This window comes from Sphingomonas sp. Leaf23, assembly GCF_001421585.1.
Taxonomy (GTDB): domain Bacteria; phylum Pseudomonadota; class Alphaproteobacteria; order Sphingomonadales; family Sphingomonadaceae; genus Sphingomonas.
Map to the genome: position 1 here is coordinate 378,329 of NZ_LMKR01000004.1, position 22,863 is coordinate 401,191.

The window sequence follows — 22,863 nt, forward strand, 5'->3', positions numbered from 1 at the left end:
GCAATTTACATGGATGCGCGCGATGCGCTGAGTTTTTCTGATTGTTCGATAAACACTTACCGTCAGACAGTACGATTATTTTGCACGGAAGCGTTACGTCATCGCCCACAAGATTCGCGAATCACCAGATCGGTCGGCAACCGTTCGGACGGTGCACGGTGGCCATCGATGATGCGCAGCAGCTTCGACACCAGCAGGTTGCCCGCCTTGATGACATCCTGCCGGATCGTGGTCAGCCCCGGCGTCGACAGCGCGGCGGCGTCGATATCGTCGTAACCGATGACCGCGACATCCTCCGGCACGCGCACCCCGCGCTGGCGCAGCGTCTGGATCGCGCCCAGCGCCACTAGGTCCGACGCGGCGACGATCGCGTCGAAGGCGATACCCCGCTCCAGCAGGTTGTCGACCGCCTCCGCCCCTTCGAACCGCCCGGCGGTCGGCGTCTGGACCATGGCAGGATCGAACGCGACACCGTGTGCCGCCAGCGCCGCGCGATAGCCGTCCAGCCGGATCGCGATCTGCGAAAACGGGGTGCGCGCGGCCGCGATCGGCGGCATCGCGCCGATAAAGGCGATCCGCCGCCGCCCTTTGCGCAACAGATGCGCCGTCGCCTGAAACCCGCCCTCGTGATTGTCGCTGCCGATCGAGCAATAGCGCTGCCCGGCGACCTCGACACCCCACGCGACCAGCGGCGTGCCCGCCGCCGCAAACCGGTCGAGCGTATCGTGGAATTGCGACTGGCCGAGGAAGATCGTGCCGGCATAGCCGCTCTGGTCGAGGAATTGCGCCAGCGTCGCATCGTCATACGGCGTCTGCCACACGATCGACACATCGCGCCGCCGCTCGCGCAGCGCGGTACCGACCCCGCCGATCAGCGCCAGTTCGAACGGATTGGCCAGTTGGCTGCCATGCGCGGTCGCGACCGGCACCACGAGGCAGATCTGTTCGGACAATGCCGGGGCGGCGCGGCGCACCCGTTGCGGGACATGGACATAGCCCAGCCGATCGGCAGCGCTCAGCACCCGTTCGCGCGTCTCTTCGCTGATCGCGCTATGCCCGGTCAGCACCCGCGATACCGTCGCAACCGACACGCCGGTTTCCGCCGCGATCCCGCCCAGCGTCGGCCCGCCCCGCTTCACCCGTGCCATCGTCCGCCCAATCGTTGCATTTCCTTGCACTAGGGCGCAACGACATCCTCGTCCAGCGTCGGCAGGCATAGGCAGAGGATCGCCCCGGCCAGCATCATCAGCCCCGCCCATGGCAGGACCGGCCACGCCACCCCGCCCAGGACATGCGCGATGATCCAGCCCATGCTCAGCCCGGCGACAAGCTGCGGCACGACGATGAAGATATTCATCACGCCGATGAAGGTGCCCGCCGTCGCACTCGACACCGCCCGCCCGGCCAGTACGAACGGCGCGCTGAGGATCGAGGCATAGGCGATGCCGATCAGCACCGCGCAACCGACCAGCGCGACCGGATGCGCGATCAGCACCAGCCCGCCCAGCCCCAGCGCCCCTGCCACCAGCGCCACCGCATGGACGCGGGTGACCCCGAACCGCCGGAACAGGCCGGGCAATAGAAACGCGAACAGCCCCGCGATGCCATTATACGTCCCGAACAGCACCCCGACAAAATCCGCCCCCCGCGCATAGGCGGCATCATAGGGGGAGGTCGCGCCATACAGCTCCGCCGCGATCACCGGCGTCGCATAGACCCACAGCAGATAGAGGCCGAACCAGCTGAGAAACTGGATGGCGGCGACCGGACGCAGCGCACGCCACAGCGCGGCGAACGCGGCGCGGCGATCGACGGATGCCTGCGCCGCCGGCACCGGCATGGCAGGCTCGCGCACCCGCGCCACCGTCCACCCGACCGACAGCGCGACCGCGATCGCCGCCGACAGGAACGCGACCCGGATCGACGGCGCGGTCTCCCCCGGCTGCGCGATATTGGACCATCCGCCCCACGCGAGCAGGATCGGCGCGCATGCCCCGGCCAGCGCGCCCAGCCCGATGAAGACGGTCTGCATCGCATAGCCGCCGGCATGATCCTCGGGCGGGAGCGTGTCGGCGACCAGCGCGCGATAGGGGGCATGGAGCGCGTTCATCGCCGCCTCCAGCAGCCAGATCGCCGCCACCGCCACCACCAGCGACTGCGCAAGCGGCAGCGCAGCCAGCGCGGCGATCACCACCAGCGCCGACAGCAGGATATAGGGCCGTCGCCGCCCGAACCGCGTGGATGCCCGGTCGCTGAGCGCGCCGACCACCGGCTGCACCAGCAACCCGGTCACCGGCCCCGCCAGCCACAGGATCGCCAGCTGATCGACCGATGCGCCCAGCCCCTGAAAGACGCGGCTGAGGCTGGCGCTCTGGATCCCGAACGCGATCTGCAGTCCGAAATAGCCGACGCTGAGGTCGAACCCCTTGAGCCGCCGGCGCGGTCGCCTCACACGAACGACCATAGCATTGCGGCCATCGCAAAGATCGCGGTGCCGGCGATGGTCGATGCGATAGTCCAGCTGCGAAAGGTCTGCGCCTCGGTCAGCCCCAGATACTGCTTCACCAGCCAGAATCCGGTGTCGTTGACGTGGCTGGCGATCGACGCGCCGCCGCCGATCGCGATCGTCACCAGCGCGATGCGGCCGGGCGACAGCTGGGCGGCGGTGATGATCGGCGCACACAGCCCGGCGGCGGTGACCATCGCCACCGTCGCCGACCCCTGCGCCACCCGCACGAAGCCGGCGATCAGGAACGCGAACAACAGGATCGGTAGCTGCGCGGTCGCGACCATGTCGGACACCTGCTGCCCGGCGCCGGATTCGATCAGCACTTCCTTATACGCCGCGCCCGCACCGACGACGAGGACCATCAACCCGGCCGGTGCCAGCGCGCGGGTCATCACATCGGCGGCCAGCTGCATCGGCGTACCGCCCCGCACCAGTACGGCGGTCACCAGCAGGCAGGCGAGCACCAGCGCGACGAAGGGATGGCCGATGAACGAGATTCCGTCGCGAAGCCCGCCGGCCGGCAGCACGACCCGGGCGACCGCCGCCGTCAGGATCAGGACCAGCGGAACCAGCATCCCGACCAGCGCCCAGCCAAAGCCGAGCGGCGACAGGCGCGGCACCCCTTCGTCATTGGTCGGCGGCACGGCATGACCGCCCCAGCCCGGCGCACCATGCGCCATTCGCGCAAAAACCGGCCCGGCCAGGATCGCCGCCGGAATGCCGCACATCAGCCCGTACAGCGCCAACAGGCCGTAATCGGCGCCCAGCAGCTCGGCGACCGCGACGGGGCCGGGATGCGGCGGCAACAGCGCGTGCATCGTCATCAGTCCCGCCAGCACCGGCAGCGCGAAATAGATCACCCGCCGCCCCGCGCGGATCGACAGCGTCGCGAGCAGCGGCACGAGAATGATGAAGGCGACATCGAAGAACAGCGGAATGCCGACGATGATGCCGATCGCGGTCAGCGCCCATGGCGCGCGGCGTTCGCCGAACCGGTCGAGCAGCCGGTTGGCCAGCGTCGCGACCCCGCCCGATGCCTCCAGCAATCCGCCCAGCATCGCGCCCAGACCGATGACCACCGCGACGAAGCCCAGCGCCTCGCCCGACCCCTTTCGCACCGCCGCCAGCACCCGCGCCGGTTCGGCACCGAACGCCAGCCCGGTCGCCAGCGCCACGATCAACAACACGAGGAACGCCGGCAACCGTAGCCGAAGCACCAGCAGGATGACCGCGCCGATCGACAGGCCGACGATCAGCAGCGTGCGCCATGGTTCGATCATCGCGCGATCGCCTGTCTCATCCGTCCGCTCCCCACCCGCGCCATCGCGCCTGTCGTTTTGACAACGCTAGACGGTGGGGCGGGCCGGTCAACCGGCGATCGGCGGGCGCCTGCTGCTACAGCGCGTCGAAATCGATGGCGGCGTGCCGGTCCAGCGTCGCGGTTGCGGGCGGCATCGGATATTTGAGGCCGGTGGCGCAGTTGAACAGGACGACCTCCTCGTCCGCATCCACCTCGCCATCGCGCAGCGCCTGGGTATAGGCGGCGAGTGTCGCGCCACCCTCCGGACACAGCAGCAGTCCGTCGCGCCGGGCGCAATCGTCCACCGCCTTCAGGATCGCCGGGTCGCCGACCGCCAGCGCCTTGCCCCCGCTCTCGCGCACCGCGCGCAGGATCAGGAAATCGCCGACCGCACGCGGCACGCGGATGCCCGCCGCGACGGTATGCGCATCCTCCCAGCGGTCGGCATGCTCCTGCCCGGCTTCGAACGCGCGCACGATCGGCGCGCAGCCCGACGCCTGCACCGCATACATGCGCGGCCGCTTCGACCCGATCCAGCCCAGCGCCTCCAGTTCGTCGAACGCCTTCCACATGCCGATCAGCCCGGTGCCGCCGCCGGTCGGGTAGAAGATCGCATCGGGCACGCGCCAGCCAAGCTGTGCCGCCAGTTCGAGGCCCATCGTCTTCTTGCCCTCGATCCGGTACGGCTCCTTCAACGTCGAGAAATCGAACCAGCGCCCCTCCGCCGCGCCCTTGGCGACGATCGCGCCGCAATCGTCGATCAGGCCGTTGACCCGCCATACCCGGCTGCCCTGCGCCGCGATCTCACGAACATTCACCTCGGGCGTATCCTCGGGGCAGAAGACGATCGTCTCGATGCCCGTTCGCGCGACATAGGCGGCCAGCGCCGCGCCGGCATTGCCGTTGGTCGGCATGGCGATACGCCGCACGCCCAGTTCCTTGGCCATCGCGACCGCCATCACCAGCCCGCGCGCCTTGAAGCTGCCGGTCGGCAGGCGCCCTTCGTCCTTCACCAGCACGCGCGCGCCGCCCGATTTGGGAATCGGGATCAGCGGCGTCTCGATCTCGCCCAGGCTGACGATGTTCCCGGCCCGGCGCACCGGCAGCAATTCGCGCCAGCGCCACAGATCGGTATCGCGCGCCGACAGCGTGTCGCGCGACACTGCCTCGCCAACCGCCGGCAGGTCATAGCGGACCAGCAGGGGCCGACCGGCCTTCGACAAATTGTGCAGCGTGTCGGCGGCATAACGCTCGCCGGTCATCGAGCACTCGAGATGGGTGACGAAGGTCGGGCGATCGGCGGTCAGATTATCATGCATGACCAACCTTGTAACGCCGCGCTCGCCCCGGTCCAGCGCCCCGCTCAGGCCGATTCGACCAGTGCCGCCGCCAGCCAGTCGGGCCGCAGCGCCTCGCCCAGATCGTCGATGCGGCGGTGTTCGACTGCCAAGCCCAACTCCGGATAGACGATCCGCGTACGCGGCCCCGCCTCGACGGTCGGCACCACCACCAGCCGCCGGTTGACCGTCGAGCGATAATTCATCCGCGCGGTGTTCTCCTGTCCGACATAGCAGCCTTTGGTGAAGCTGACACCGTGCAGTTCGCGGGCATTGCATTCCAGCCACAACGTCTGCCCGTCGCCCAGCTCCGCCCGCCCCTCGGTCACGCCGTAGCGCAGCCGGTGCGTGCGCCAGCCGCTCGCCGCGTCGCCCGCCGGGGCCAGCCACCGCCGCCCGAGTGCCGCCAATCGCGGGTCGGTCACGCCGTCCGTGCCCTCGGGCGACCAGTGGACACCAATGTCGCTGCGCTCGATCGTCACCGCCCGTCGCAGGCGATACAGCGTCAGCCGCTTGGCCAGCGCCTCGGCGACCTCGCCCTCGCAATCGATCAGGATATCGTCGCCATCGGCCCACAGGATGAAATCGAACAGCGCTTTGCCCTGCGCGCTCAGCAGCGCCGCCCATTTGGGCGTCTCCGGCGTCACCGCCCCCATGTCCTGTGTCACCAGTCCCTGCAGGAACGGGCGTGCTTCCGCACCGCCGATGCGCAGCACCGCCCGGTCGGACAGCCAGGTACCGGGGCGGGTTTCGGGGGTGTTCATGGTCATGGCCAACAGGTAGGACGGCCCACCCCCTGGCTACAAGAGGCGGCAATGGCGACCTTCGATACCAAGCTCACCGGTGGCACCGTCCACCTTCCCTCCGGCCCGGCGCGCGTCGACATCGGCGTCACCAACGGCCGCATCGCCGGCATCGGCGTGAGCGGCGACGCGGGCGAGACGATCGACTGCACCGGCCTCGACATCCTGCCCGGCGTCATCGACACGCAGGTCCATTTCCGCGAGCCGGGGCTGGAGCATAAGGAAGACCTCGCCACCGGATCGATCGCGGCGGTGATGGGCGGCGTGACCGCCGTGTTCGAAATGCCGAACACCAAGCCCGCGACCGATACCGAGGACGCGATCGCCGACAAGCTCGCCCGGGCCAAGGGCCGGATGTATTGCGACCACGCCTTTTACGTCGGCGCGACCGCGCGCAACGCGCACCATCTCGCCGAACTGGAGCGCCTGCCCGGCACGGCGGGGGTCAAGGTCTTCATGGGATCGTCGACCGGCGACCTGCTGGTGTCCGAGGATGCCGACCTGCTGCACGTCCTGCGCTCCGGCCATCGCCGCGTCGCGATCCATGCCGAGGACGAGATGCGGATGATCGCCCGCGAAGGCGAACGGGTAAGCGGCGATCCCGCCTCGCACCCCGTCTGGCGCGACGACGAAAGCGCGCTGATCGCCACCCGCCGCATCCTGCGCCTGGCGCGCGAAGCCGGCCGCCGCGTCCACGTCCTCCACGTCACCACGCCGGCTGAGCTGGAGATCCTTGGGGCGAACAAGGATATCGCCTCGTGCGAGGTCACGCCGCAGCACCTGACGCTGGCCGGTGAAGAGGCCTATCCGAGCCTTGGCACCTATGCCCAGATGAACCCGCCGATCCGGTCGGGCGCGCATCGCGATGGCCTCTGGCACTGGCTGAACCAGGGCGTGCCCGACGTCATCGGCTCCGACCACGCGCCGCATACGATCGAGGAAAAGGCCAAGACCTATCCCGCCACGCCCAGCGGCATGCCCGGCGTGCAGACCTTGCTCCCGCTGCTGCTGAACCATGTGGCGGAGGGACGGCTGACGCTCCAGCGGCTGATCGACCTGACCAGTGCCGGGGCGCAGCGCATCTTCGGGCTGGCCGGCAAGGGGCGGATCGCGTTCGGTTACGACGCCGACTTCACCGTCGTCGACCTGAAGCAACGCTGGACCGTCGAGGAAAGCTGGCTCGCCTCGCGCGCGGGCTGGTCGCCCTTTACCGGCGATACGCTGACCGGCCGTCCGATCGGGACGATCGTGCGCGGGAACACCGCGATGTGGGAAGCGCAGCTGGTCGGCGAGGCACAGGGTGCGCCAGTGCGGTTCGAATCGACCGCGTTTCCGGGGGGCTGACGGGGATCAGGACGATACCACTATCGTCACCCCGGACTTGATCCGGGGTCCCGCTTCTTTCTTTTTAATGGCCAGCGCCGCGGGCAAAGCCCGCGTCGTCGGTCGGCTTGCAGCCGCCGGCCGGGCTTGCGGGAGTCCGGCAGGCGCCGGCCCCGCTGCGCCTTAAAACGGCAGCCACCGCTGCTTCTCGCTGAACCGCATATACCCGACATTCGCGCCCAGCCGCCAGCCGACGCCCAGCCGCACCGGGATCAGCACCACATCCCCGCGCCGCAGATAGCTCGCCGAGAATCCGCCGACGAAATAGGCCCGCCCCTCGGCCGCCGGGAACCGCTTGTACAGCTCCTGCGAGTCATACAGATTATAGACCAGCACAAAGACCTTGGTCGCGTCGCCACCCACGTCGAACCCGACCGACGGCCCGGTCCAATAGACCGGTCGCTGCCCCTCGACCTTGTGGTTCATCACCCCCGAACCATAGCGCAGCCCGACGACGAACGCGCCCGCCGCCTCGCGCCCGGCGATATAGGCGTTGGGCTTGCCCTGGTCCTTCAGGATATTCTCGATGATGCCGGCCAGCCCCTCGGCACCGCGCCCGAACACACCCTCGGCCGCACCGATCAGGTCCTCGCGCTCGAACGTCTCGTTCGCCGCTGACGTCGCGGTCGTGCTGGGCGATTGCTGCACGGGCGGCGGCGTCTGCTGCTGCGGCTCGACCGGTGGCGATTGATAGGCCGGCGGCACGCTGGATCGCGGCGTGGGCGCGGGAGCCCGCTGCTGCGGGGTCAGGTCGCCATCGATCGCGTCGTTGGGGTCGACGGTTCGCACCTGCGCCTGTGCCGGCACCGCCAGCACCATGAGCGGCGCCATCCACCCGATCAGCCGTTTCATCAATCATTCCCCGCAATCATGCCCGTCGACCCACGATAGGCGTCCACTAGCTGTCCCTGCAATGAACGCGCGGTCGATCGGCGTCGAATTACGATCAATGTAGGGTGTTGATCGATCCCCATTCCCCCGCTATAGGCCCGCTCTCCAGGCAGCATCGCGCGCTTGGGAGACGTGGGTGAGTGGCTGAAACCAGCGGTTTGCTAAACCGCCGTAGGGGGATTACTCCTACCGAGGGTTCGAATCCCTCCGTCTCCGCCAGCCGGCGGCTTCTCCGAAAAATCGAAATGGGCTCAGGCCGGATCGGCCGCTAGAACAGCTCGTCGAGCAACAGGTGCGCCTCGACCTTTGCCGTATCGATCGTGTCGATGCCGTAGCGGGCGAACAGCCGTTGCGGCAGCGCGTCGTCAAACTCCGCCAGATTGGCGGACAGGATCGCCAGGTCCTGATAGCGATCGGCAACGCCGACGCGGCCAAGGTCTATGCAGCCCGTGACCCGCCCCTCGCGCAACAGGATGTTGTCGAGCGAAAAGTCGCCATGAGTGACCACCGGGTCGGGCGTCAGCGGCCGATGGCGTTGCAGCGCGTCCCACACCTGTTCGGCGCTCCAGCCCGCGCGCTGTTCGTCGAAATCATCCGCATCGACCAATCCCGCATCGATCCGCTGCCGAGCGAGCCACAGCCGCCGTTCGAACCCGCTGTCGAACGGACATGCCGCAACCGGTACGGCATGTAGCTGCTGCAACAGCGCGGCAAGCGCATCGACCACCGGTTCGCGCTGCTCCGGAGCACGGTCGAGCAACTGCCAGGCGGTTTCCCCCGCCAGCGCCGTCGTCAACAGCCAGGCATCGTCCGCCGTCGCGACGAAACCGACCAGACGCGGCACCGGCACCTTGCCCGCCAGCCATCGCAACCGCACCATTTCGTCGACGATATCGTCGGCGACGCTGCCTTGCCGGTGTTTCAGGAACAGGTCCGGCGCATCCGCCTTGCCCGACAGGCGATAAACCGCACCGCCGGATTCGCCGACCTGATCCCGTGCCCAGCGATAGCCGGCCACCGCGTCGGCCAGCCCCGCCGGCACGGCGGCCGGGGCGCAGGGAATGTCACGTTCCATCATCGTCACCCCGGCAATCGCCGCCAAATCCGGTCGCCCGGACTGCGGACAAACGAAAAGGGAGGCCGGTTGCCCGACCTCCCTTCCGAAATTCAACTTCCGAAGAAGTGGAATTACATGCCCGAACCCGGACCGTACGTGATTTCCACGCGACGGTTCTGCAGTTCGCGAACACCGTCGGCGGTTTCGACGCGCGGACGGCCTTCACCGAACGCTTCGGTCGAGATCACGCCACCCGAGATGCCACGGCCTTCCATGTACGCACGGACTGCATCAGCGCGACGCTGCGACAGACCGACGTTGTACGAAGCCGAACCCGAGCGGTCGGCGTGGCCGGCCAGCATGACGTTGGCGTTGCCGCACGACTGGTAGTTCGAGATGGCGTTGTCGAGAATGCCAGCCGCTTCCGGCGTGATATCCGACTTATCCCATTCGAAGAACACGATGTACGGCCCAGGCGTGCAGGTCACGACCGGAGCCGGCGGTGCTTCGACCGGCGGCGGCGGCGGCGGAGCGATCGGCTCCGGAGCCGGCGGCGGCGGCGGCGGGGTCGGTGCGCCGAAGTTGAAGGTCAGGCCGCCCATGAGGCTGTGCGACCGGAAACGACCGTCATAGCCGACGCCACGAACGTTCACGAGGCGAACGTCGTCGGCGTTGAAGAAGCGATACTTCAGCGAAACGTCAACGTTCTCGCTCAGCGGCGCGCGGATACCCGCCAGTGCCTGCCATGCGAACACGGTGTCCGAATCGTCGAGCGCCGCGAAGTTGTTGTTCACGCGATAGTCGTGCGCCTTGACGCGAGCGACACCGGCACCACCGCCGACGAAGCCGCTGATGGCATCGTCATCGCCGAAGTCGAGCAGGGCATTAGCCATGAACGACAGCGCCGAGGTGCGGCCACCGCCGCTGTAGGTGCCTGCACCGACCGCAGTGGTCGGGCCGGTTGCGATCGAACCGGTCGTGCGCAGTTCGTCGACGGTTGCGCTCTTGTACGCAACTTCGGCTTCAACGCGCAGGGCGCCGAAGTCGTAACCAACGGTGCCGCCAACGTCGTAGCCATAGTTGCTATCGACGGTGGTGACGCCACCGGCCGGCGTGGTCAGATCGTAATCGATGTCTTCGACGATCATCGCGCCGCCTTCCACACCCACATACCACGCGTTGTCGCGGGCGAGGGCGGGAGTTGCGAGCGCAGTGGTCGCGAGCGCCAGTGTGACGGCAAGCTTCCGCATTCTAGTCCCCTTTCACAGTTGTCCTACGGACAGCGCAAACCAAGTACCGAAGCGTTAGTTTCCACGCAAGCGCACAAATTCTGCGCTGTTGCAGGAAAGACACGGTTTTAGCCGGCAATCAGCCCGTGCGCCCGCAACGCCGCCACGATCGCCGACACCGCCGTCCGCGCCTCTTCGTCGCGGGTCGTACCGCCTTGCGGCGTCGCGATCGCGGGCTGCTGCGCGCCCACCACCGGCGTCCCGTCGATCAGCACCCGGCGGGCCCGCACCTCGCCGCGGAGCCACTGACCGCCGCGGAACTCCACGGTCGTTTCGCCACCGGCCCACCACAGCCGCATCCCTTCACGCGGGGTCACGAACCGCCAGCCCCCTCGGTCATCCCCGCGATCTGGCCACTGCGTCCGGCCCAGTCGCCCGCTGGCGCAGCACCGACGATCCAGCATTGGCCGGGGGTCGGCGCGGCGGGCGGCGCGTCCTGCGCAACGCCCGCGACGCATCCATGCAACAGCAGGTCGATCAGCATAAGCGCCTCGTTATGCACCATTTCCTTGTGCACCTGCGCACTATGCAACAGCGGCAGGGCCAGGCGGTGGGTCAGCTCATTCATCGTGACGTCTCCGGGGAGTAGGACAGGGTTGCCGGGGCCGACAGGCCGTTCGTGCCGATCTGGCGCACCTCGATCGTGACCGCTCCAGGTACATCGACCGGGCGCCATTGCGGCTCGCCCAGCTCGACCGCGCGCGATGTTCCGGCCGCATCGATCACGCTCAGGCGATACGCCTCGCGTTCCTCGACCAGCGGCATGTCGACGCCATCGCGCCACGGCGTGAACAGGCGCGCCCGACGGTTCCAGCGCAGCACCGGCCCCTGCGCGTCGCGCTGCAGCGACAGCTGCACCGGTGCGGGCGGGACCAGCCAACGGCCCTCCGGCGTGACGCTCGCTTTCGCCACGTCTTCTTCCGCCAGCCCGACCGCCATGATCCCGACCGGCACGCCGACCGCGCCATCGACGCGCCGCAGCGTCGCGGGGTCGAGCAGCACAAATCGCTCGCCTGGCCGATGCCCGGCCATCGCCCCCTCGGTTGCGCGCCGTCCACGCCACAGGCGCGACAGCCGCCAGCGGGCGCCACCGATCCGCACCGCCGATCCGAACTGGACGATCTCCCCGCCGATCATCGCGGCATTGCCGCCACGATCCATCGCCGCCGCGTCGATGCTTTCCAGCACCATCGCGTCGTGGAGCAGCGTGACCTCGATCACCGAAACGCGATCCTCGACCAGCGCGCTGCCGGGGCCGGGCGGCACCGTTACCGTCCCGACGATGCCGGCAGCGGCAGTGTCGCCGATCTCGGTCCAGCCGTCCGCATCGCTCCCCAGCGACACAGTGGCGCGGCGCCAGCCGGGTGCCGTGCCGGCCGCCATGACGCCGATCCACGGCACCGCGCCGGCATCGTCGCCGGGCAGCTCCACCAGATGCAGCACCGTGCGACCGGCCGTCACGTCGGCGGCCAGTTGCGGCGTACCCGTCGCCGCGGCCCCGGCGGGCACCACTCCTGTGATCCGCACCAGCTCCAGCGTGATCCGCATCGCCTCGATCCGCGCCCGGCGCACCCGCCACAGGCCGGCTTCGTCGAATAGCGTCACCCGGTCGCCCGGCGCGATATCGATCGCCTGCCAGTCCAGCGCCACCGTCCGCACATCGCGTGCCGCCCCCTCGCGCGCCGCGATATCGGCGGCGATCCCGGCCGCCGTCGCCGCCTCCAGCGCGGCGGGCAGTTCGATCCGCAGCATCCGCCCCGCGCCGCCGGGACGCAGCACCTGCTGCACCCCCGCCTGATAATCGCGGGCGACGTCGTGATAGGCGATGGCGACGTCGCTGGGCGTGGCCGGCGGCCGGCGCCACGCCGGCGCATCGATCGGCAGGGCGACACCTGGCAACGCCCGCGCCGGCCCCGCACCGATCCGCAGCACGGTCGCGTCCCCTTCGGCGGCATACCATCCGCCCAGCGGCGCGACGATCGCCTCCACCGCGTCGCGCACCCGCTCGCCGCTGGCGGCATAGCCGGCAAAGACCGGTCCCGCCGTCGCCGCCCGGATCGCCCCGCCACCCAGCGCCTCGACGATCGTGCCGACCGGCACCGACGCGGCATCGGCCTCCACCTCGAAGGTGAGCGAGGGGATACGGTTGCCGAAATCGGCCAGCGCCAGATCCTCGAACACGGCATAGGCCAGCCCGCGATACGCCGGCGCGTTGCCGATCCCGACCAGGCTGGCGATCAACGGATCAGGCAGCTGCGCCTCGTCGCCCGGATACCAGCGAAAGCCGGTGCGCGCCTTCCAGTCGCCCGCTACCCCACGCAGCAACTTGCCCTCGGCCCAGATGCGGCGGATGCCCCGGATCGGCCGCCCCGAAAGCGCGACCGCGAACGACGCGGTGTAGCTATAGCGGGTCGTTCGCGCCGCGCCCTTGCCGCTGGTTGCCGCCGCCTCGCGCAGGTCGGTCGCCCAGATCACCGTGCCCGCCACCCGGATCGTCCCGAACAGCTTCGGAATCTGCGCGCCATAGCTCGACAGCTGCACCTGCAGCTCGCGCAGCCGTGGCCCCTGCCGCGCCGGGCCACCGAACACCGCCCCGTCGATCGCCCCGCCCGCCACACGCCCCAGCGCCGCCCCGACCGGCCCCGCCACCGCACCGCCCAGCGTCGTCAGCACCATCGTCGCCATCGTCATCCTCCCGTTTTCGCCAGATGCCGAGTATCGGCCACGGCAGCGGCCCCGGCCGTTCGACCACCGCCCGCGCCACCGCATCGGCGTGGATCACGCCCGCCGCGGTCGCGATCGCCAGGTGCAATTGTCCGGGGCCCGTCGCGATCAGCAGCACATCCCCCGCCGCGACGCGTTCGACCGCGCGGAACGCCTGCCCCAGCACCGCCGCCGCCCGCGCCGCATCGCCACTGTGCGCCGGATAGTCCGCCGGCACCGCCACCCCATGCGCCCACCCGACCAGCCCGACGCAATCGAACCCCTCCTCGGGACTCCGCCCCTGCCGCCGGAACCGACAGCCCAGCGCACCGCGTGCGCGCCCGAGAGCGCTCATGCCCCCGGATAGCGCGTCAGCAGGTCGATGCCGGGTAGATGCGGTTCCCCGCGAAAGTTCGCCACGTTGCCGAACCGGTCGCGACAGGTAGGGAGCGTCCCGTCGCATCCCTCGCTCAGCTCGACCAACGCCCCCGCCCCGTCGAACGCGGGCGGGGCCTCCAGCGTCACGCCCGCCGCATCCGCCGCAACGACGAACGCCGACAACCCGCCATTGGCACCCCCGATCCAGCGCAGCCGCCCGCGCGCAAACTGCGCCCCCGCCGCCATCACCAGCCGCTCGCCGTCGACATGCGTCACCCGCCCGACCCGCCGCCGCCCGCGCATCGCTACCCGACACCTCCGGTCGCCGAGCGTCGCGCGGCATCCGGGCGAGGTCGCCTCGACCGCCGGCGCCTCCAGCCGCACCTCGCCCCCCAGCAGTTCGGCGGCGAACGTCCCGCGCCCCGTCTCGACCGCGCCGATCCGCCCGCTGGCCACCGGCACCGGCACCCCCGGCCGTTCCCAATCGACCGCAAACACCGCTACCCGCGCGCCGTCATAGCGCCCGGCGCGCAGGTCCCGCCCGGCAATCGCGGCATGGCTGAGCGCCCCCTCGACCGTCATCGCCGGTGCCTCCAGCGTATCGTCACGCACGATCGCCGAAGGCGTCATCCCCGGCGCCGCGCGATAGGTAAGGCCATCCACCACCAGATCGCGATCATGCGCGGTCAGCCCGATCGTCACCCCGTCGCGCCGCTCGATCCGCCAGCACAGCGCCAGCGCCGTCACCGCGCTCATGCCTCGCGCACCTCGATCAACGGCACGCTGGCCGCGACGCCCGCGCCATGGGTCGCCCGCGCCACCTGCAACCGGTCCTCGGCAAAGCGGACGGCCACATCGAAGGCGAACCCCGCCGTCACCGCAACGCCCATGGCCGGCGCCACATCGAGCAGCACCACGCCGCCCGCCCCTACGCCAAAGCCCTGCGTCGCGACGCCCCCCACACCGACGCGCACACTACCCGCCACTGGCCGGGTAATCCGCCGCACCATCTGCCCATAGCGTTTCACCAGCGCGAACCGCGTCGTCACCCCGTCGCCGGTCCCAATCACCACATCGCCGAACCCCGGCATCGCGGCGGTCGAATGGTCGAACGGGTCCTGCAACCGGAACGCCCGCGCCGGCCCCAGCCGTGCCCGAAAGAAATCGAGCAACACCGCCACATCCGCCTGCGACCGCACCCCCGGCCCCACGTCATAACGGGTGCGCGGTTCCGCCCAGTCGACATTGCGCGCCTCATGCCCGCCCGCCGCCACCACGATCGCGGTCGACGTCTCGGGCATCACTTCGGCTTCCGCGCCCAGCGCCAGCGGAAAGCGCACGTCATCGAACGCCTCCATCGCCCCCTCCTCCTCGAAATAGGTGAACCCGTCGCGCAACACCTGCGGCAGCGCCCAGACAAAGGTCTCGGCCACCCCCCGCGCCCGCGCCACATCGGCAGCATCGGCAATCGCCCGCCACTGCCCGCGATCCTCGCGCCGCAGGACAAAGCCCGAGAAATAATGCTGTTCGTGCGCAGGATAGCCGAGCCGCACCCCCGCCGCCGCCACGCCGCGCACGGTAGCGCCGACATTGCCGGTCGCCGCCCAGTCATAATCCTCCAGCTGCAGCACATCGAACGCCGGCCGCGCCCAGCCGACCGGCAGGTTCGCCCGGCCGACCTCCGGGCTGTCGACATTCAGGATCGTCGGCAGATAGGCCAGCAGCAACGCTTCCTCCGCCCCTGCACTGCGCGCGGCCGCGACCAACGCCGCCGTCGATGCGGCCAGCAACGCCCCCGCCCGGTCGAGCAACGCCCGCTTCGGCGCGTCGAGCCTCCCGCGCACATCGTCGATCACCGGCGGGTTCCCACCCAGCGCCACCCGCGCCGCATCGTCATACAGGCAGATGCGATGGTCGACCGTCACCCACCACCACGGCTCGCCCACCTGAAACCGCCCGCGCCCGCCCGCCGCCCGCGCGATCGCAACGAACGCCCGCGCCACCGCCTGCAAATAAGCCATCGCCCCCACATGCGCCGGCGACAACAGCGTCGACGGCGGCACCCACCCGGTCAACGCCGGCGATCCATCCGCCGCCCGCTGCTTCCAGTCGCCCCAGCAATGCGCATCGAACAGTTCGTAGCTGAGCGACCAGATCGGATCATAGCCCAGCGCCCCGGCACGCACCGCGAAGTCGCGGTGCCACGCCGCGCACGCTACATTCAGCACACCCCCGGCCAGCGATACGAACAACCCGTCGCCCGACCGCTCCAGCCGGAAATAATGGCTCATGCCGACATAGTGGACGAGGGCACCGCGATACCCCAGCCGCAGCGCATTGTGCAGCAACCGCTCCGGCGTCAGGTGATAGCTGTCGTCATAGCCGCTCGCGATGCGCAGCCCATGTTCGGGCAGCACCACATCGCCCACGCCCAGCACCGATCCCGGCCCGTCGCACCGGATCGCCGACATCTCGGCCCAGCCCTCGACCGGTGCGGCCAGCAACCCGCCGCCCTCGGCATAATCCGGCGGCACCAGCGACACGAACATCCGGTCGACATCGCCCGCCCACACCGGCACGCCGTCCTCGGGGAACTTGTAGCCCCCGACGACGCTCGCGAAATCGATGACGACCTCGGCATCCTCGGGGCTGCCGGTCGCATAATTCCACAACCGCACATACCAGGCGCGTGGCGTGCCCGCCGCATCGCGCCCCTCGATCGTCAGCGCCGGCCCATGCCGCGCATCCAGCGGCCGGATACCCCCCGACCGCCAGCGAAACCGCAAGGAGCAATCGCGATAATCGCGCACCGTGTCGTACCGCAGCAGCGGGTGGTCATGGACATCCTCCGATGCCCAGATCAGCCCCGCCAGATCATCCTGTCGGTAGAAGACACATGTCACCCGCAACGCATCCGCGCTGGTCGTCACCACCGACGCCATCATCGGACGCGGAAAATCGACCGTCCAATAGGCAGGATCGAAGCGCGACAGCACGCCCGCCTCCTGCACCGTGCGCTTGTCCGCCAGCCAATATCCCATCGTTCACGCCTCCATCAGCGCGGCACGCACCGCCCGCGCGACCTGCCGGCTCGACTGTTGCAGCGCGCGCGGCGCATCGCCGCCGCCGGCATTGACGGTGATCGCCACCCGCACCTCGCGCCCCCCGCCGCCCTGCGCCGGCACGACCTGCCCACTGCTGGTCGGCACGAACAATTCCGGCCCGCGCTCACCGACCCAGTACGGCCGCGCCGGGCTGACCGGGCCGCCCGTCGCCCGCCCCGGCGCCCCGCCGATCAACTGCCCCAGCAGCCCGATCAGCCCGCCCCCGCCCCCCGGCGTCACCGCGCCGACCACCGCCGCCGCGGCAATCTCCCCCAGCACCTTCAGCGCGGTATCGCGCAGGTCGTCGAAGCCCAGCTTGCCGGTGCGGATCGCCCGCGCCAGCGTCGTCTCCACCGCCCGCCCCGCGCGATCCACGCCGCCCGCAAACGGCCCGTCCAGGCTCGCCTGCATCGTCGCCACATCCTGCGCGAACCCGGCGGTGTCGGCGCGCACGCGCACGACCAGCCGTTCGATTTCCTCATCCATCGGGAAAACGCTCCTTCAATCGATCGATCGTGGTCCGGTCGCAGGGGTCGGGCGCATCGCCCCGCATCGCCTGCACCAGCGCGCCCAGCTCGGCCGGCGTCGCCCGCCAAAAGGCGTCCGGCCCCCAGCCGAACGCCACCCCCGCCAGCCCGGCTGCACGCGCAGCCGCCTCGGCAAAGCTCACCGCCCGCCCAGAATCTGCGCGATCAGGATTTTCAGTGCCGGGGTCGCCGCCGCCAGCCCGCCCGCCGTCACCCCTTCGGCAAAACTATCGCGCCCCATCGGCGCCGGATCGCGCAGGCAGTGCCACAGCAACGCGACCAGCTCGCCGAGCGTCAACCGCCCCGCCGCCGCGCGCTCGACCAGCGCGAACAGCGACCCGACCTCGCCCTCCGCCGCGACCAGCGCGGCAAAGCTCGGCCGCAGCACCAATGTCTCACCGGCGACGCGAACGCTCGCCTCGCCCCGCACCGGATTGGCGCTCATGCCGACACCACCGCGCCGGACGATTCCAGCGCCAGCGTATAATTGCGCTCGCCATTATAATCGCCGGCATAGTCCAGCCGCGTGACCAGGAACCGCCCGGTCATCGTCTCGCCGCTCTCGAAGCTCAGCCGATACTCGTCGATCACCCCCGACAGCGCATTGCCGCGCAGCCGCACTTCCGCCGCCGAGCCCGTAAACACGCCCGCCCCGCTGACGCTGACCGACCGCACCCCCGCCCCCGACAGCAATTCGCGCCACCCGCCCGAATCCTTGCTGGTGATCGCCACCGCCTCACCATTGACCGACAATTGCGTGGTCCTGAGACCCGCGACCGTCGCATAGGCCATCGGCACCGCCCCGTTCCCGATCTTCAACAGGAACGCACTACCCTTCTCCGCCGCCATCAATCTTCTCCTGATAAAATCCCTTTGCCCCGGGAAAGGGAGGGAGCGGCGCAGCCGCGGAAGGGTGAGGGCGCCCCCTCACCCCGCCAGCATCCGCACCCGAAACTCCAGCGCCCCGACCCAGCCGTCCCCCTCGCGCACCACCCGGCTGCGCACGAACGACAGGCTCGCCACCCGCCACCCCGCCAGCCCGGCCGGCGCCGACAACACCGCGACCTCCGCCGCCGCCGCGATATCCCGCAGCCGCGCCGGAACCTCGCCGCCATCGAACAGCTGCACGACCACCCGCCCCTCGCGCCCGGCGGCATCCTTGGTGCCCCAGTCGGTCAGCACCGGCATGTCGACGACCACATAAGGCCGGCTGCTGCGCACCGGCGGCGCATCGAACACGCTGGCAGTCGTCAGGACGCTACGCAGCCGCGCGACCAGCATCGCCTGCAACACCGTCCCCGCGATCATCGCCCCCACCCCGCGATATCCAGCAACCGGGGATCCGAGATCGTCCGCCGCGTCAGCCCCCGCCCCGACAGCACCACGCCGTCGCCGACGACCTCCGCCGAGACTCCTGGCACCTCGCGCGCCGCCGCAACCACCCGCTCGCGCACCACATGCGCCCGCCGCGCGGCCATCGCCTCGGCCCGCTCGACCGCCGCGATCATCGCGCGTCTCCCACCAGCCGCATCCGCCGCCACGGCCGCCACAGCGCCCCCACCGCCGCCGGCGGCGCGGCGGATGCCGTGCGCGCGTCGAACAGATGCGCGACCAGCAGCACGATCCCCTGCGCGACCGGCGCCGGCACCGCCTCCCAGCTTGCCGCCAGCCCCGCGACGAAGCGCACCGGCCCCGCCGCCGCCATCCGCACCCACCCGGTACCCGTCGCGTCGATATCGATCGCCGTCACGGGTGCGACGGCGGTGATCGCGGTCACCGGCGCAACCGGCAACGGCCGCCACGCGCTGGCCGCCGCCATCATCGCCTCATGCGGCCGCGCGACGATCGCGCTGCCGGTATAGGCCTCGGCCAGCGCCAGCGCGCTTTCCGCCAGCCGGTCGATCACCATGTCCTCGGCGGTCCCGGTAACCCGCAAATGGTCGCGCGCCGCCACGCGCACCCCCGCGATTACCGCCGCCGGAAAGGGCGCTGTGGTCATAAACTCCTCCCGATGTGAAAACGGAAAAGGGGCGGGGTTTCCCCCGCCCCGTCAGATCACGCCGCCGCGATCTTCAGCAGCTTGATCGCCTCCGAATTCATCACCGCCCCGCCGACGCGCTTGGTGGCGTAGAAGTGGACGAACGGCTTGTTCGAATACGGATCGCGCAGGATCTGCGTTTCGGCCCGCTCGGCGATCAGATACCCCGCCTTGAAGTTGCCGAACGCGATCGGCAGGTTGCCGGCCGCAATGTCGGGCATGTCCTCCGCCTCGACCACCGGATATCCCAGCAGCGTGTTCGCCTGCCCCTGCGCCAGCCCCGGCGTCCACAGGAACGCGCCTTCCGCCGTCTTGAACTTGCGGATGCGCGCCGCCGTCTGCGCATTCATCACCCAGCACGCCCCCTGTCGATAACTGCCGCGCAGGGCATGGACCAGGTCGATCAGCCGGTTCTCCGGCTCGCTCCCGAAATCCGCCGCAGCGCCCGACGGCAGGTGTTGCAGCGTCCCGAACGGCCGCACCGCATCGCCGGCCGCGGTGGTGGGGTAGGTCAGGAACCCGCGCGGCCGCCCGACGCCGGTGCCATTGACGAACGCCTGCCCCTCGGCCCGCGCGAACTCGCCCGCGATCTCGCCGGCCAGCCACGCCTCGACGTCGAACGCGGCATCGTCCAGCATCGCCTGGCTCGCCGCCGGATTGGCGTACAGCTCGCCCATCGGCGGGGCGATTTCGTTGAAGGTCGGCGTCGCCGTCTCCGGCCGCGCGCCCACCTCGCTCGCCCAGCCCGAAGGCGTCGCACCACTGGTCACCAGCTTGCGATAGCCCGCCGACCCCACGCTCACCACATTGGCGATCGCGCGGATCGGGCTGGCATTCTTCAGCGTCGCCCCGATCATCGCGTCGATCTCGCGCGGCACGGCATAGCCGCCGCCCGCATCGCTGGTCCCCGCCACCGCCTTGGTCTCGACCGTCATGCCGCTGCGCACGAACGCGCCGAAACCGCCGCCCTGCACCTCAGCACTCAGCATCGGCCGGCTCGCACCCGCCGCCACACCCGAAAAGCTCCCCGCCAGCGTCTCGATCGTCATACTCGTCGTCCCCATGAAAAAAGGGGCGCCGCAGCCTCGCGACACCCCCGTTAGAAAAGTTGCTGGATCGAGCGGCAGCTCACCCGTCCTCGACCGCATGGATGCGCGCCAGCACCTGCATCGGCTGCGCCACCACGCTCACCTCGATCAGCTCGGCGGCGGCGATCGTCCGCCACGCCCCCTGCCGCACGACGCGCGCCCGGTACCCGAACGACAGCCCGTCGATCGCCCCAGCGCGCACCAGCCGCGCCGCTTGCGGCTCCTCGATCCGCCCGATCACCCGCAGCCCGCGCGCATCCTCGCCCAGCCACTCGACCGTCCCGATCGGATCGCCCCGATGCTGCCACAACAGCGGCACCACCCCGCCCGCGACCAGCGCACCGCGCAGCACGACATCGCCGCCCCGATCCGCCCGACCGAAGATCGCCGCGTAGCCCGCGAACCTCACCGCGCCCATTCGGGCCACCCGGTCTTGACCGCGATCCCGACCAGCAGCAGCGCGAACGCCATCCGCATCACCCAGGCAAAGGCCGCGCGCACCGCCGACCGTTTGGCATCGCGCCACGCCTTCAACAGCTCGCGCAGCTCCTGCACATCGGTAGCCGCCGCCGCATCCGAGAGCCCGATCCGCGCCATCGCCCGGCTCGCGCCCAGCTCGCCCGCCTCCTCCGCAATCGCGCGCAGCGTCTGCAGGTCAGCACCATCGTCGGCCGCCTGCCCCATCAGCTGCGCCAGCAGCCCCGTATCGCCCATGTCTTGTCTCCCGCCTGTCGCCGCGCTAGCCCCACCCAGGTGAGACCGCGCCTCCGCATCATCGCCGCCGCCTTCGGCGCGGCCCTGCTCGCCTTCACCTTCGCGCTGCCGTTCCTGAAGGGGAAACGCTGCCTCGACGCCGGCGGCAGTTTCGACCGCACGACGCTGGTGTGCACCCCGGCGAAAAGATGAAATGGCTCAAATCCGTTCGTGCTGAGTAGGGACTGAGCGAAGTCGAAGGCCCGTATCGAAGCACCCGCCACGGTCTTTCGATACGCCGCGTCGACAAGTTCAGCGCCACCGCAGGACGAACGGCAATGGGCTACATCCCCACCAACCCCCGCTTCTCCTCCGGCGTCAGGAAATCCGCCCCCGCCACCCGCGCCCACAACTGGTCGCGCTCGTCGCTCAGCGCCGGGATCGCCTCGACCTCGATCTCCAGCGCGCCCGTCCCCAGCCAGCCATCGATCCCCTGCCCAATCGCGCCCAGCACGCGCGTGCCCAGCGGCACGATCGTCTGTCGCCACAGTGCCCGGTTCGCCTCGCGGTAATTGGCAAAGGTATTGTCGCCCGGCAGGCCCAGCAGCATCGGCGGCACCCCGAACGCCAGCGCGATCTCGCGCGCCGCCTGTGCCTTCAGCCCCACGAAATCCATGTCCGCCGGGGTCAGGCTCATCGCCTGCCATTTGAGCCCCCCGTCGAGCAGCATCGGCCGCCCGGCATTGGCCGCCCCGGCAAAGGCATCGTCCATCTGCGCGCGCAGCCGGTCGAACTGCTCGCCCGACAACACGCCGCCATCGCCCGGATCATGGACCAGCGCACCCGACGGCCGCGCCGCATTGTCCAGCAACGCCTTGTTCCACCGCGCCGCCTGGTTATGGATCGCCACCGCCCCCGCCGCCACGCCCAGGCACCCCAGCCCATAATGATCGTCCAGCGGATGAAAGCCGCGCAGATGGATCAGCCCCGGCCGACCGCCCTCGCCCTCCGCCGCGATCCGCAGCACCCGCTCGCCCACGCGGTAGCGGTACGCGACCGGCCACCCGCCCGCATCCGCCTCGACCGTCACCCGCTCGGGCCTGAGCGCATACAGCTCGCCGATCCCACCCGCACCATCGTCGAGGATCTGGATATAGGCATTGCCATGCAGCAACAGCTGCGCGCCCACACTCTCCAGCAAATCCTGCCCGGCCGATCGCGCCGCGACCAGCGCCACCGCCTGGGGATCGCCCTTGACCGGCAACGACGCCAGCCCCTCCGCCACGATCCTGACCGCGCGCTGCGCGATCGGATTGCCCAGATACGCCTCGCGCAGCTGCGCCTCATACCCTTGCGCCCAATCCCCCGCCGCCGGCCCGCTGCCATCGCGCCACAGGGTCGCGCCACCGCGCGCCAACACCGGACGCGCGCCATCGCGCCCGGACCTGCGTCCGAACCATTTCATGCGTGTTCTCCTGTTATCGGGCCGTGCCCGGTTTCGTTGCGATGGCCCTGCCACAATGGTGGCCGTACCCCCGCGAAGGCGGGGGTCCAGAGCCACGAACGCCACCGCCCGCGGCCCTGGGTCCCCGCCTCCGCGGGGATACGGCCAAAGACGAGGCGAACCACGCCCCCCACCACGTCACCCCGGACTTGATCCGGGGTCCCGCTTCTTCTTCTCCGGTCGAAACGGCGCACGCACGGCACGCCCTTCTCGACTACGGTTCTCGACAAGCTCGAAGCAAACGGGGAGGGAGAAGGCG

26 protein-coding genes and 1 tRNA gene are annotated in these 22,863 nt (G+C 70.0%); 3 read left to right on the forward strand and 24 right to left on the reverse strand.

Annotation, left to right across the window (positions count from 1 at the left end):
- Positions 1-98 precede the first annotated feature (98 nt).
- The 5 genes from ASE67_RS14175 to ygfZ form a co-directional block, all read right to left on the reverse strand.
- On the reverse strand, positions 99-1,148 hold the full coding sequence (locus ASE67_RS14175) for a LacI family DNA-binding transcriptional regulator (protein ID WP_055762653.1): 1,050 nt from the start codon (positions 1,146-1,148) through the stop codon (positions 99-101).
- A 29-nt stretch (positions 1,149-1,177) separates the two neighbouring features.
- Positions 1,178-2,452: an MFS transporter gene (locus ASE67_RS14180; protein ID WP_055762656.1), complete on the reverse strand. Its 1,275-nt coding sequence runs from the start codon at positions 2,450-2,452 to the stop codon at positions 1,178-1,180.
- Positions 2,449-3,789, reverse strand: coding sequence for a GntT/GntP/DsdX family permease (locus tag ASE67_RS14185; RefSeq protein WP_055762659.1), 1,341 nt, complete (start codon positions 3,787-3,789; stop codon positions 2,449-2,451). The genes ASE67_RS14180 and ASE67_RS14185 overlap by 4 nt, the downstream gene beginning before the upstream one ends.
- A gap of 115 nt (positions 3,790-3,904) precedes the next feature.
- Positions 3,905-5,128 carry a threonine synthase gene (locus tag ASE67_RS14190; protein WP_055762663.1) on the reverse strand — a complete coding sequence of 408 codons (1,224 nt, stop codon included), beginning with the start codon at positions 5,126-5,128 and terminating at the stop codon, positions 3,905-3,907.
- 44 nt (positions 5,129-5,172) lie between these two features.
- Entirely contained in the window at positions 5,173-5,916 is a 744-nt protein-coding gene (gene ygfZ / locus ASE67_RS14195; protein ID WP_055762667.1) for a CAF17-like 4Fe-4S cluster assembly/insertion protein YgfZ, read from the reverse strand.
- A 45-nt stretch (positions 5,917-5,961) separates the two neighbouring features.
- Here ygfZ and ASE67_RS14200 point away from each other — a divergent pair, with 45 nt between their 5' ends.
- Entirely contained in the window at positions 5,962-7,293 is a 1,332-nt protein-coding gene (locus tag ASE67_RS14200) for a dihydroorotase (protein WP_055762669.1), read from the forward strand.
- A gap of 162 nt (positions 7,294-7,455) precedes the next feature.
- Here the strand turns inward: ASE67_RS14200 and ASE67_RS14205 are convergent, their stop codons facing one another.
- Positions 7,456-8,184, reverse strand: coding sequence for a DUF1134 domain-containing protein (locus ASE67_RS14205; protein WP_082457147.1), 729 nt, complete (start codon positions 8,182-8,184; stop codon positions 7,456-7,458).
- A gap of 165 nt (positions 8,185-8,349) precedes the next feature.
- Here ASE67_RS14205 and ASE67_RS14210 point away from each other — a divergent pair.
- Positions 8,350-8,442, forward strand: a tRNA-Ser gene (locus ASE67_RS14210).
- Positions 8,443-8,491: 49 nt separating this feature from the next.
- On the opposite strand, the gene ASE67_RS14215 is transcribed toward ASE67_RS14210, so the two are convergent.
- The 17 genes from ASE67_RS14215 to ASE67_RS14295 form a co-directional block, all read right to left on the reverse strand.
- On the reverse strand, positions 8,492-9,307 hold the full coding sequence (locus tag ASE67_RS14215) for an APH(3')-I family aminoglycoside O-phosphotransferase (protein ID WP_055762973.1): 816 nt from the start codon (positions 9,305-9,307) through the stop codon (positions 8,492-8,494).
- A 104-nt stretch (positions 9,308-9,411) separates the two neighbouring features.
- On the reverse strand, positions 9,412-10,530 hold the full coding sequence (locus ASE67_RS14220) for an OmpA family protein (protein ID WP_055762676.1): 1,119 nt from the start codon (positions 10,528-10,530) through the stop codon (positions 9,412-9,414).
- 107 nt (positions 10,531-10,637) lie between these two features.
- A complete protein-coding gene (locus ASE67_RS18790; RefSeq protein WP_327196682.1) occupies positions 10,638-10,886 on the reverse strand; it encodes a hypothetical protein in 249 nt (82 codons plus the stop codon).
- Positions 10,883-11,137, reverse strand: coding sequence for a DUF2793 domain-containing protein (locus ASE67_RS18795; protein WP_327196683.1), 255 nt, complete (start codon positions 11,135-11,137; stop codon positions 10,883-10,885). The genes ASE67_RS18790 and ASE67_RS18795 overlap by 4 nt, the downstream gene beginning before the upstream one ends.
- Positions 11,134-13,260 (reverse strand): GTA baseplate fiber-binding domain-containing protein, encoded by a 2,127-nt coding sequence (locus ASE67_RS14230; protein ID WP_055762679.1) that lies wholly within the window; start codon positions 13,258-13,260, stop codon positions 11,134-11,136. The genes ASE67_RS18795 and ASE67_RS14230 overlap by 4 nt, the downstream gene beginning before the upstream one ends.
- Positions 13,261-13,623: 363 nt before the next feature.
- Entirely contained in the window at positions 13,624-14,406 is a 783-nt protein-coding gene (locus tag ASE67_RS14240) for a DUF2163 domain-containing protein (RefSeq protein ID WP_055762685.1), read from the reverse strand.
- On the reverse strand, positions 14,403-16,691 hold the full coding sequence (locus tag ASE67_RS14245) for a DUF2460 domain-containing protein (RefSeq protein WP_055762688.1): 2,289 nt from the start codon (positions 16,689-16,691) through the stop codon (positions 14,403-14,405). Before ASE67_RS14245 ends, ASE67_RS14240 begins: the two co-directional genes overlap by 4 nt.
- Positions 16,692-16,694: 3 nt before the next feature.
- Positions 16,695-17,240 carry a hypothetical protein gene (locus tag ASE67_RS14250; RefSeq protein WP_055762691.1) on the reverse strand — a complete coding sequence of 182 codons (546 nt, stop codon included), beginning with the start codon at positions 17,238-17,240 and terminating at the stop codon, positions 16,695-16,697.
- A complete protein-coding gene (locus ASE67_RS14255) occupies positions 17,233-17,424 on the reverse strand; it encodes a phage tail assembly chaperone (protein WP_055762693.1) in 192 nt (63 codons plus the stop codon). The genes ASE67_RS14250 and ASE67_RS14255 overlap by 8 nt, the downstream gene beginning before the upstream one ends.
- On the reverse strand, positions 17,421-17,726 hold the full coding sequence (locus tag ASE67_RS14260; protein ID WP_055762696.1) for a gene transfer agent family protein: 306 nt from the start codon (positions 17,724-17,726) through the stop codon (positions 17,421-17,423). Before ASE67_RS14260 ends, ASE67_RS14255 begins: the two co-directional genes overlap by 4 nt.
- The gene (locus ASE67_RS14265; RefSeq protein ID WP_055762700.1) at positions 17,723-18,130 is read right to left on the reverse strand and encodes a phage major tail protein, TP901-1 family; all 408 of its coding nucleotides are present in this window, start codon (positions 18,128-18,130) and stop codon (positions 17,723-17,725) included. The genes ASE67_RS14260 and ASE67_RS14265 overlap by 4 nt, the downstream gene beginning before the upstream one ends.
- A 78-nt stretch (positions 18,131-18,208) precedes the next feature.
- Entirely contained in the window at positions 18,209-18,589 is a 381-nt protein-coding gene (locus ASE67_RS14270; protein ID WP_156348624.1) for a DUF3168 domain-containing protein, read from the reverse strand.
- Positions 18,586-18,789, reverse strand: a complete 204-nt coding sequence (locus ASE67_RS14275; protein ID WP_055762706.1) for a hypothetical protein — start codon at positions 18,787-18,789, stop codon at positions 18,586-18,588. Before ASE67_RS14275 ends, ASE67_RS14270 begins: the two co-directional genes overlap by 4 nt.
- Complete coding sequence (locus ASE67_RS14280) at positions 18,786-19,280, reverse strand: hypothetical protein (protein ID WP_055762709.1); 495 nt, start codon at positions 19,278-19,280, stop codon at positions 18,786-18,788. Before ASE67_RS14280 ends, ASE67_RS14275 begins: the two co-directional genes overlap by 4 nt.
- 56 nt (positions 19,281-19,336) lie before the next feature.
- On the reverse strand, positions 19,337-20,368 hold the full coding sequence (locus tag ASE67_RS14285; protein ID WP_200922231.1) for a phage major capsid protein: 1,032 nt from the start codon (positions 20,366-20,368) through the stop codon (positions 19,337-19,339).
- Positions 20,369-20,447: 79 nt separating this feature from the next.
- Positions 20,448-20,825, reverse strand: a complete 378-nt coding sequence (locus tag ASE67_RS14290) for an HK97 family phage prohead protease (protein ID WP_200909384.1) — start codon at positions 20,823-20,825, stop codon at positions 20,448-20,450.
- A complete protein-coding gene (locus ASE67_RS14295) occupies positions 20,813-21,121 on the reverse strand; it encodes a DUF6127 family protein (RefSeq protein ID WP_055762712.1) in 309 nt (102 codons plus the stop codon). The genes ASE67_RS14290 and ASE67_RS14295 overlap by 13 nt, the downstream gene beginning before the upstream one ends.
- Positions 21,122-21,160: 39 nt before the next feature.
- Between ASE67_RS14295 and ASE67_RS18250 the strand changes: the two genes are divergently transcribed.
- Positions 21,161-21,313, forward strand: coding sequence for a hypothetical protein (locus ASE67_RS18250; RefSeq protein ID WP_156348625.1), 153 nt, complete (start codon positions 21,161-21,163; stop codon positions 21,311-21,313).
- Positions 21,314-21,443: 130 nt separating this feature from the next.
- Here ASE67_RS18250 and ASE67_RS14300 read toward each other — a convergent pair whose 3' ends face one another.
- Complete coding sequence (locus ASE67_RS14300) at positions 21,444-22,565, reverse strand: phage portal protein (protein WP_055762715.1); 1,122 nt, start codon at positions 22,563-22,565, stop codon at positions 21,444-21,446.
- Between the last annotated feature and the right edge of the window lie 298 nt (positions 22,566-22,863).

Excerpts from the sequence above, each read along its gene's own strand:
- ASE67_RS14175 (WP_055762653.1), bottom strand. The coding sequence starts at position 1,148 with ATGGCACGGGTGAAGCGGGGCGGGCCGACGCTGGGCGGGATCGCGGCG.
- ASE67_RS14185 (WP_055762659.1), bottom strand. The coding sequence starts at position 3,789 with ATGATCGAACCATGGCGCACGCTGCTGATCGTCGGCCTGTCGATCGGC.
- ASE67_RS14190 (WP_055762663.1), bottom strand. The coding sequence starts at position 5,128 with ATGCATGATAATCTGACCGCCGATCGCCCGACCTTCGTCACCCATCTC.
- ygfZ (WP_055762667.1), bottom strand. The coding sequence starts at position 5,916 with ATGACCATGAACACCCCCGAAACCCGCCCCGGTACCTGGCTGTCCGAC.
- ASE67_RS14200 (WP_055762669.1), top strand. The coding sequence starts at position 5,962 with ATGGCGACCTTCGATACCAAGCTCACCGGTGGCACCGTCCACCTTCCC.
- ASE67_RS14205 (WP_082457147.1), bottom strand. The coding sequence starts at position 8,184 with ATGAAACGGCTGATCGGGTGGATGGCGCCGCTCATGGTGCTGGCGGTG.
- ASE67_RS14220 (WP_055762676.1), bottom strand. The coding sequence starts at position 10,530 with ATGCGGAAGCTTGCCGTCACACTGGCGCTCGCGACCACTGCGCTCGCA.
- ASE67_RS18795 (WP_327196683.1), bottom strand. The coding sequence starts at position 11,137 with ATGAATGAGCTGACCCACCGCCTGGCCCTGCCGCTGTTGCATAGTGCG.
- ASE67_RS14230 (WP_055762679.1), bottom strand. The coding sequence starts at position 13,260 with ATGACGATGGCGACGATGGTGCTGACGACGCTGGGCGGTGCGGTGGCG.
- ASE67_RS14240 (WP_055762685.1), bottom strand. The coding sequence starts at position 14,406 with ATGAGCGCGGTGACGGCGCTGGCGCTGTGCTGGCGGATCGAGCGGCGC.
- ASE67_RS14245 (WP_055762688.1), bottom strand. The coding sequence starts at position 16,691 with ATGGGATATTGGCTGGCGGACAAGCGCACGGTGCAGGAGGCGGGCGTG.
- ASE67_RS14250 (WP_055762691.1), bottom strand. The coding sequence starts at position 17,240 with ATGGATGAGGAAATCGAACGGCTGGTCGTGCGCGTGCGCGCCGACACC.
- ASE67_RS14260 (WP_055762696.1), bottom strand. The coding sequence starts at position 17,726 with ATGAGCGCCAATCCGGTGCGGGGCGAGGCGAGCGTTCGCGTCGCCGGT.
- ASE67_RS14265 (WP_055762700.1), bottom strand. The coding sequence starts at position 18,130 with ATGGCGGCGGAGAAGGGTAGTGCGTTCCTGTTGAAGATCGGGAACGGG.
- ASE67_RS14270 (WP_156348624.1), bottom strand. The coding sequence starts at position 18,589 with ATGATCGCGGGGACGGTGTTGCAGGCGATGCTGGTCGCGCGGCTGCGT.
- ASE67_RS14275 (WP_055762706.1), bottom strand. The coding sequence starts at position 18,789 with ATGATCGCGGCGGTCGAGCGGGCCGAGGCGATGGCCGCGCGGCGGGCG.
- ASE67_RS14280 (WP_055762709.1), bottom strand. The coding sequence starts at position 19,280 with ATGACCACAGCGCCCTTTCCGGCGGCGGTAATCGCGGGGGTGCGCGTG.
- ASE67_RS14285 (WP_200922231.1), bottom strand. The coding sequence starts at position 20,368 with ATGACGATCGAGACGCTGGCGGGGAGCTTTTCGGGTGTGGCGGCGGGT.
- ASE67_RS14290 (WP_200909384.1), bottom strand. The coding sequence starts at position 20,825 with ATGGGCGCGGTGAGGTTCGCGGGCTACGCGGCGATCTTCGGTCGGGCG.
- ASE67_RS14295 (WP_055762712.1), bottom strand. The coding sequence starts at position 21,121 with ATGGGCGATACGGGGCTGCTGGCGCAGCTGATGGGGCAGGCGGCCGAC.
- ASE67_RS14300 (WP_055762715.1), bottom strand. The coding sequence starts at position 22,565 with ATGAAATGGTTCGGACGCAGGTCCGGGCGCGATGGCGCGCGTCCGGTG.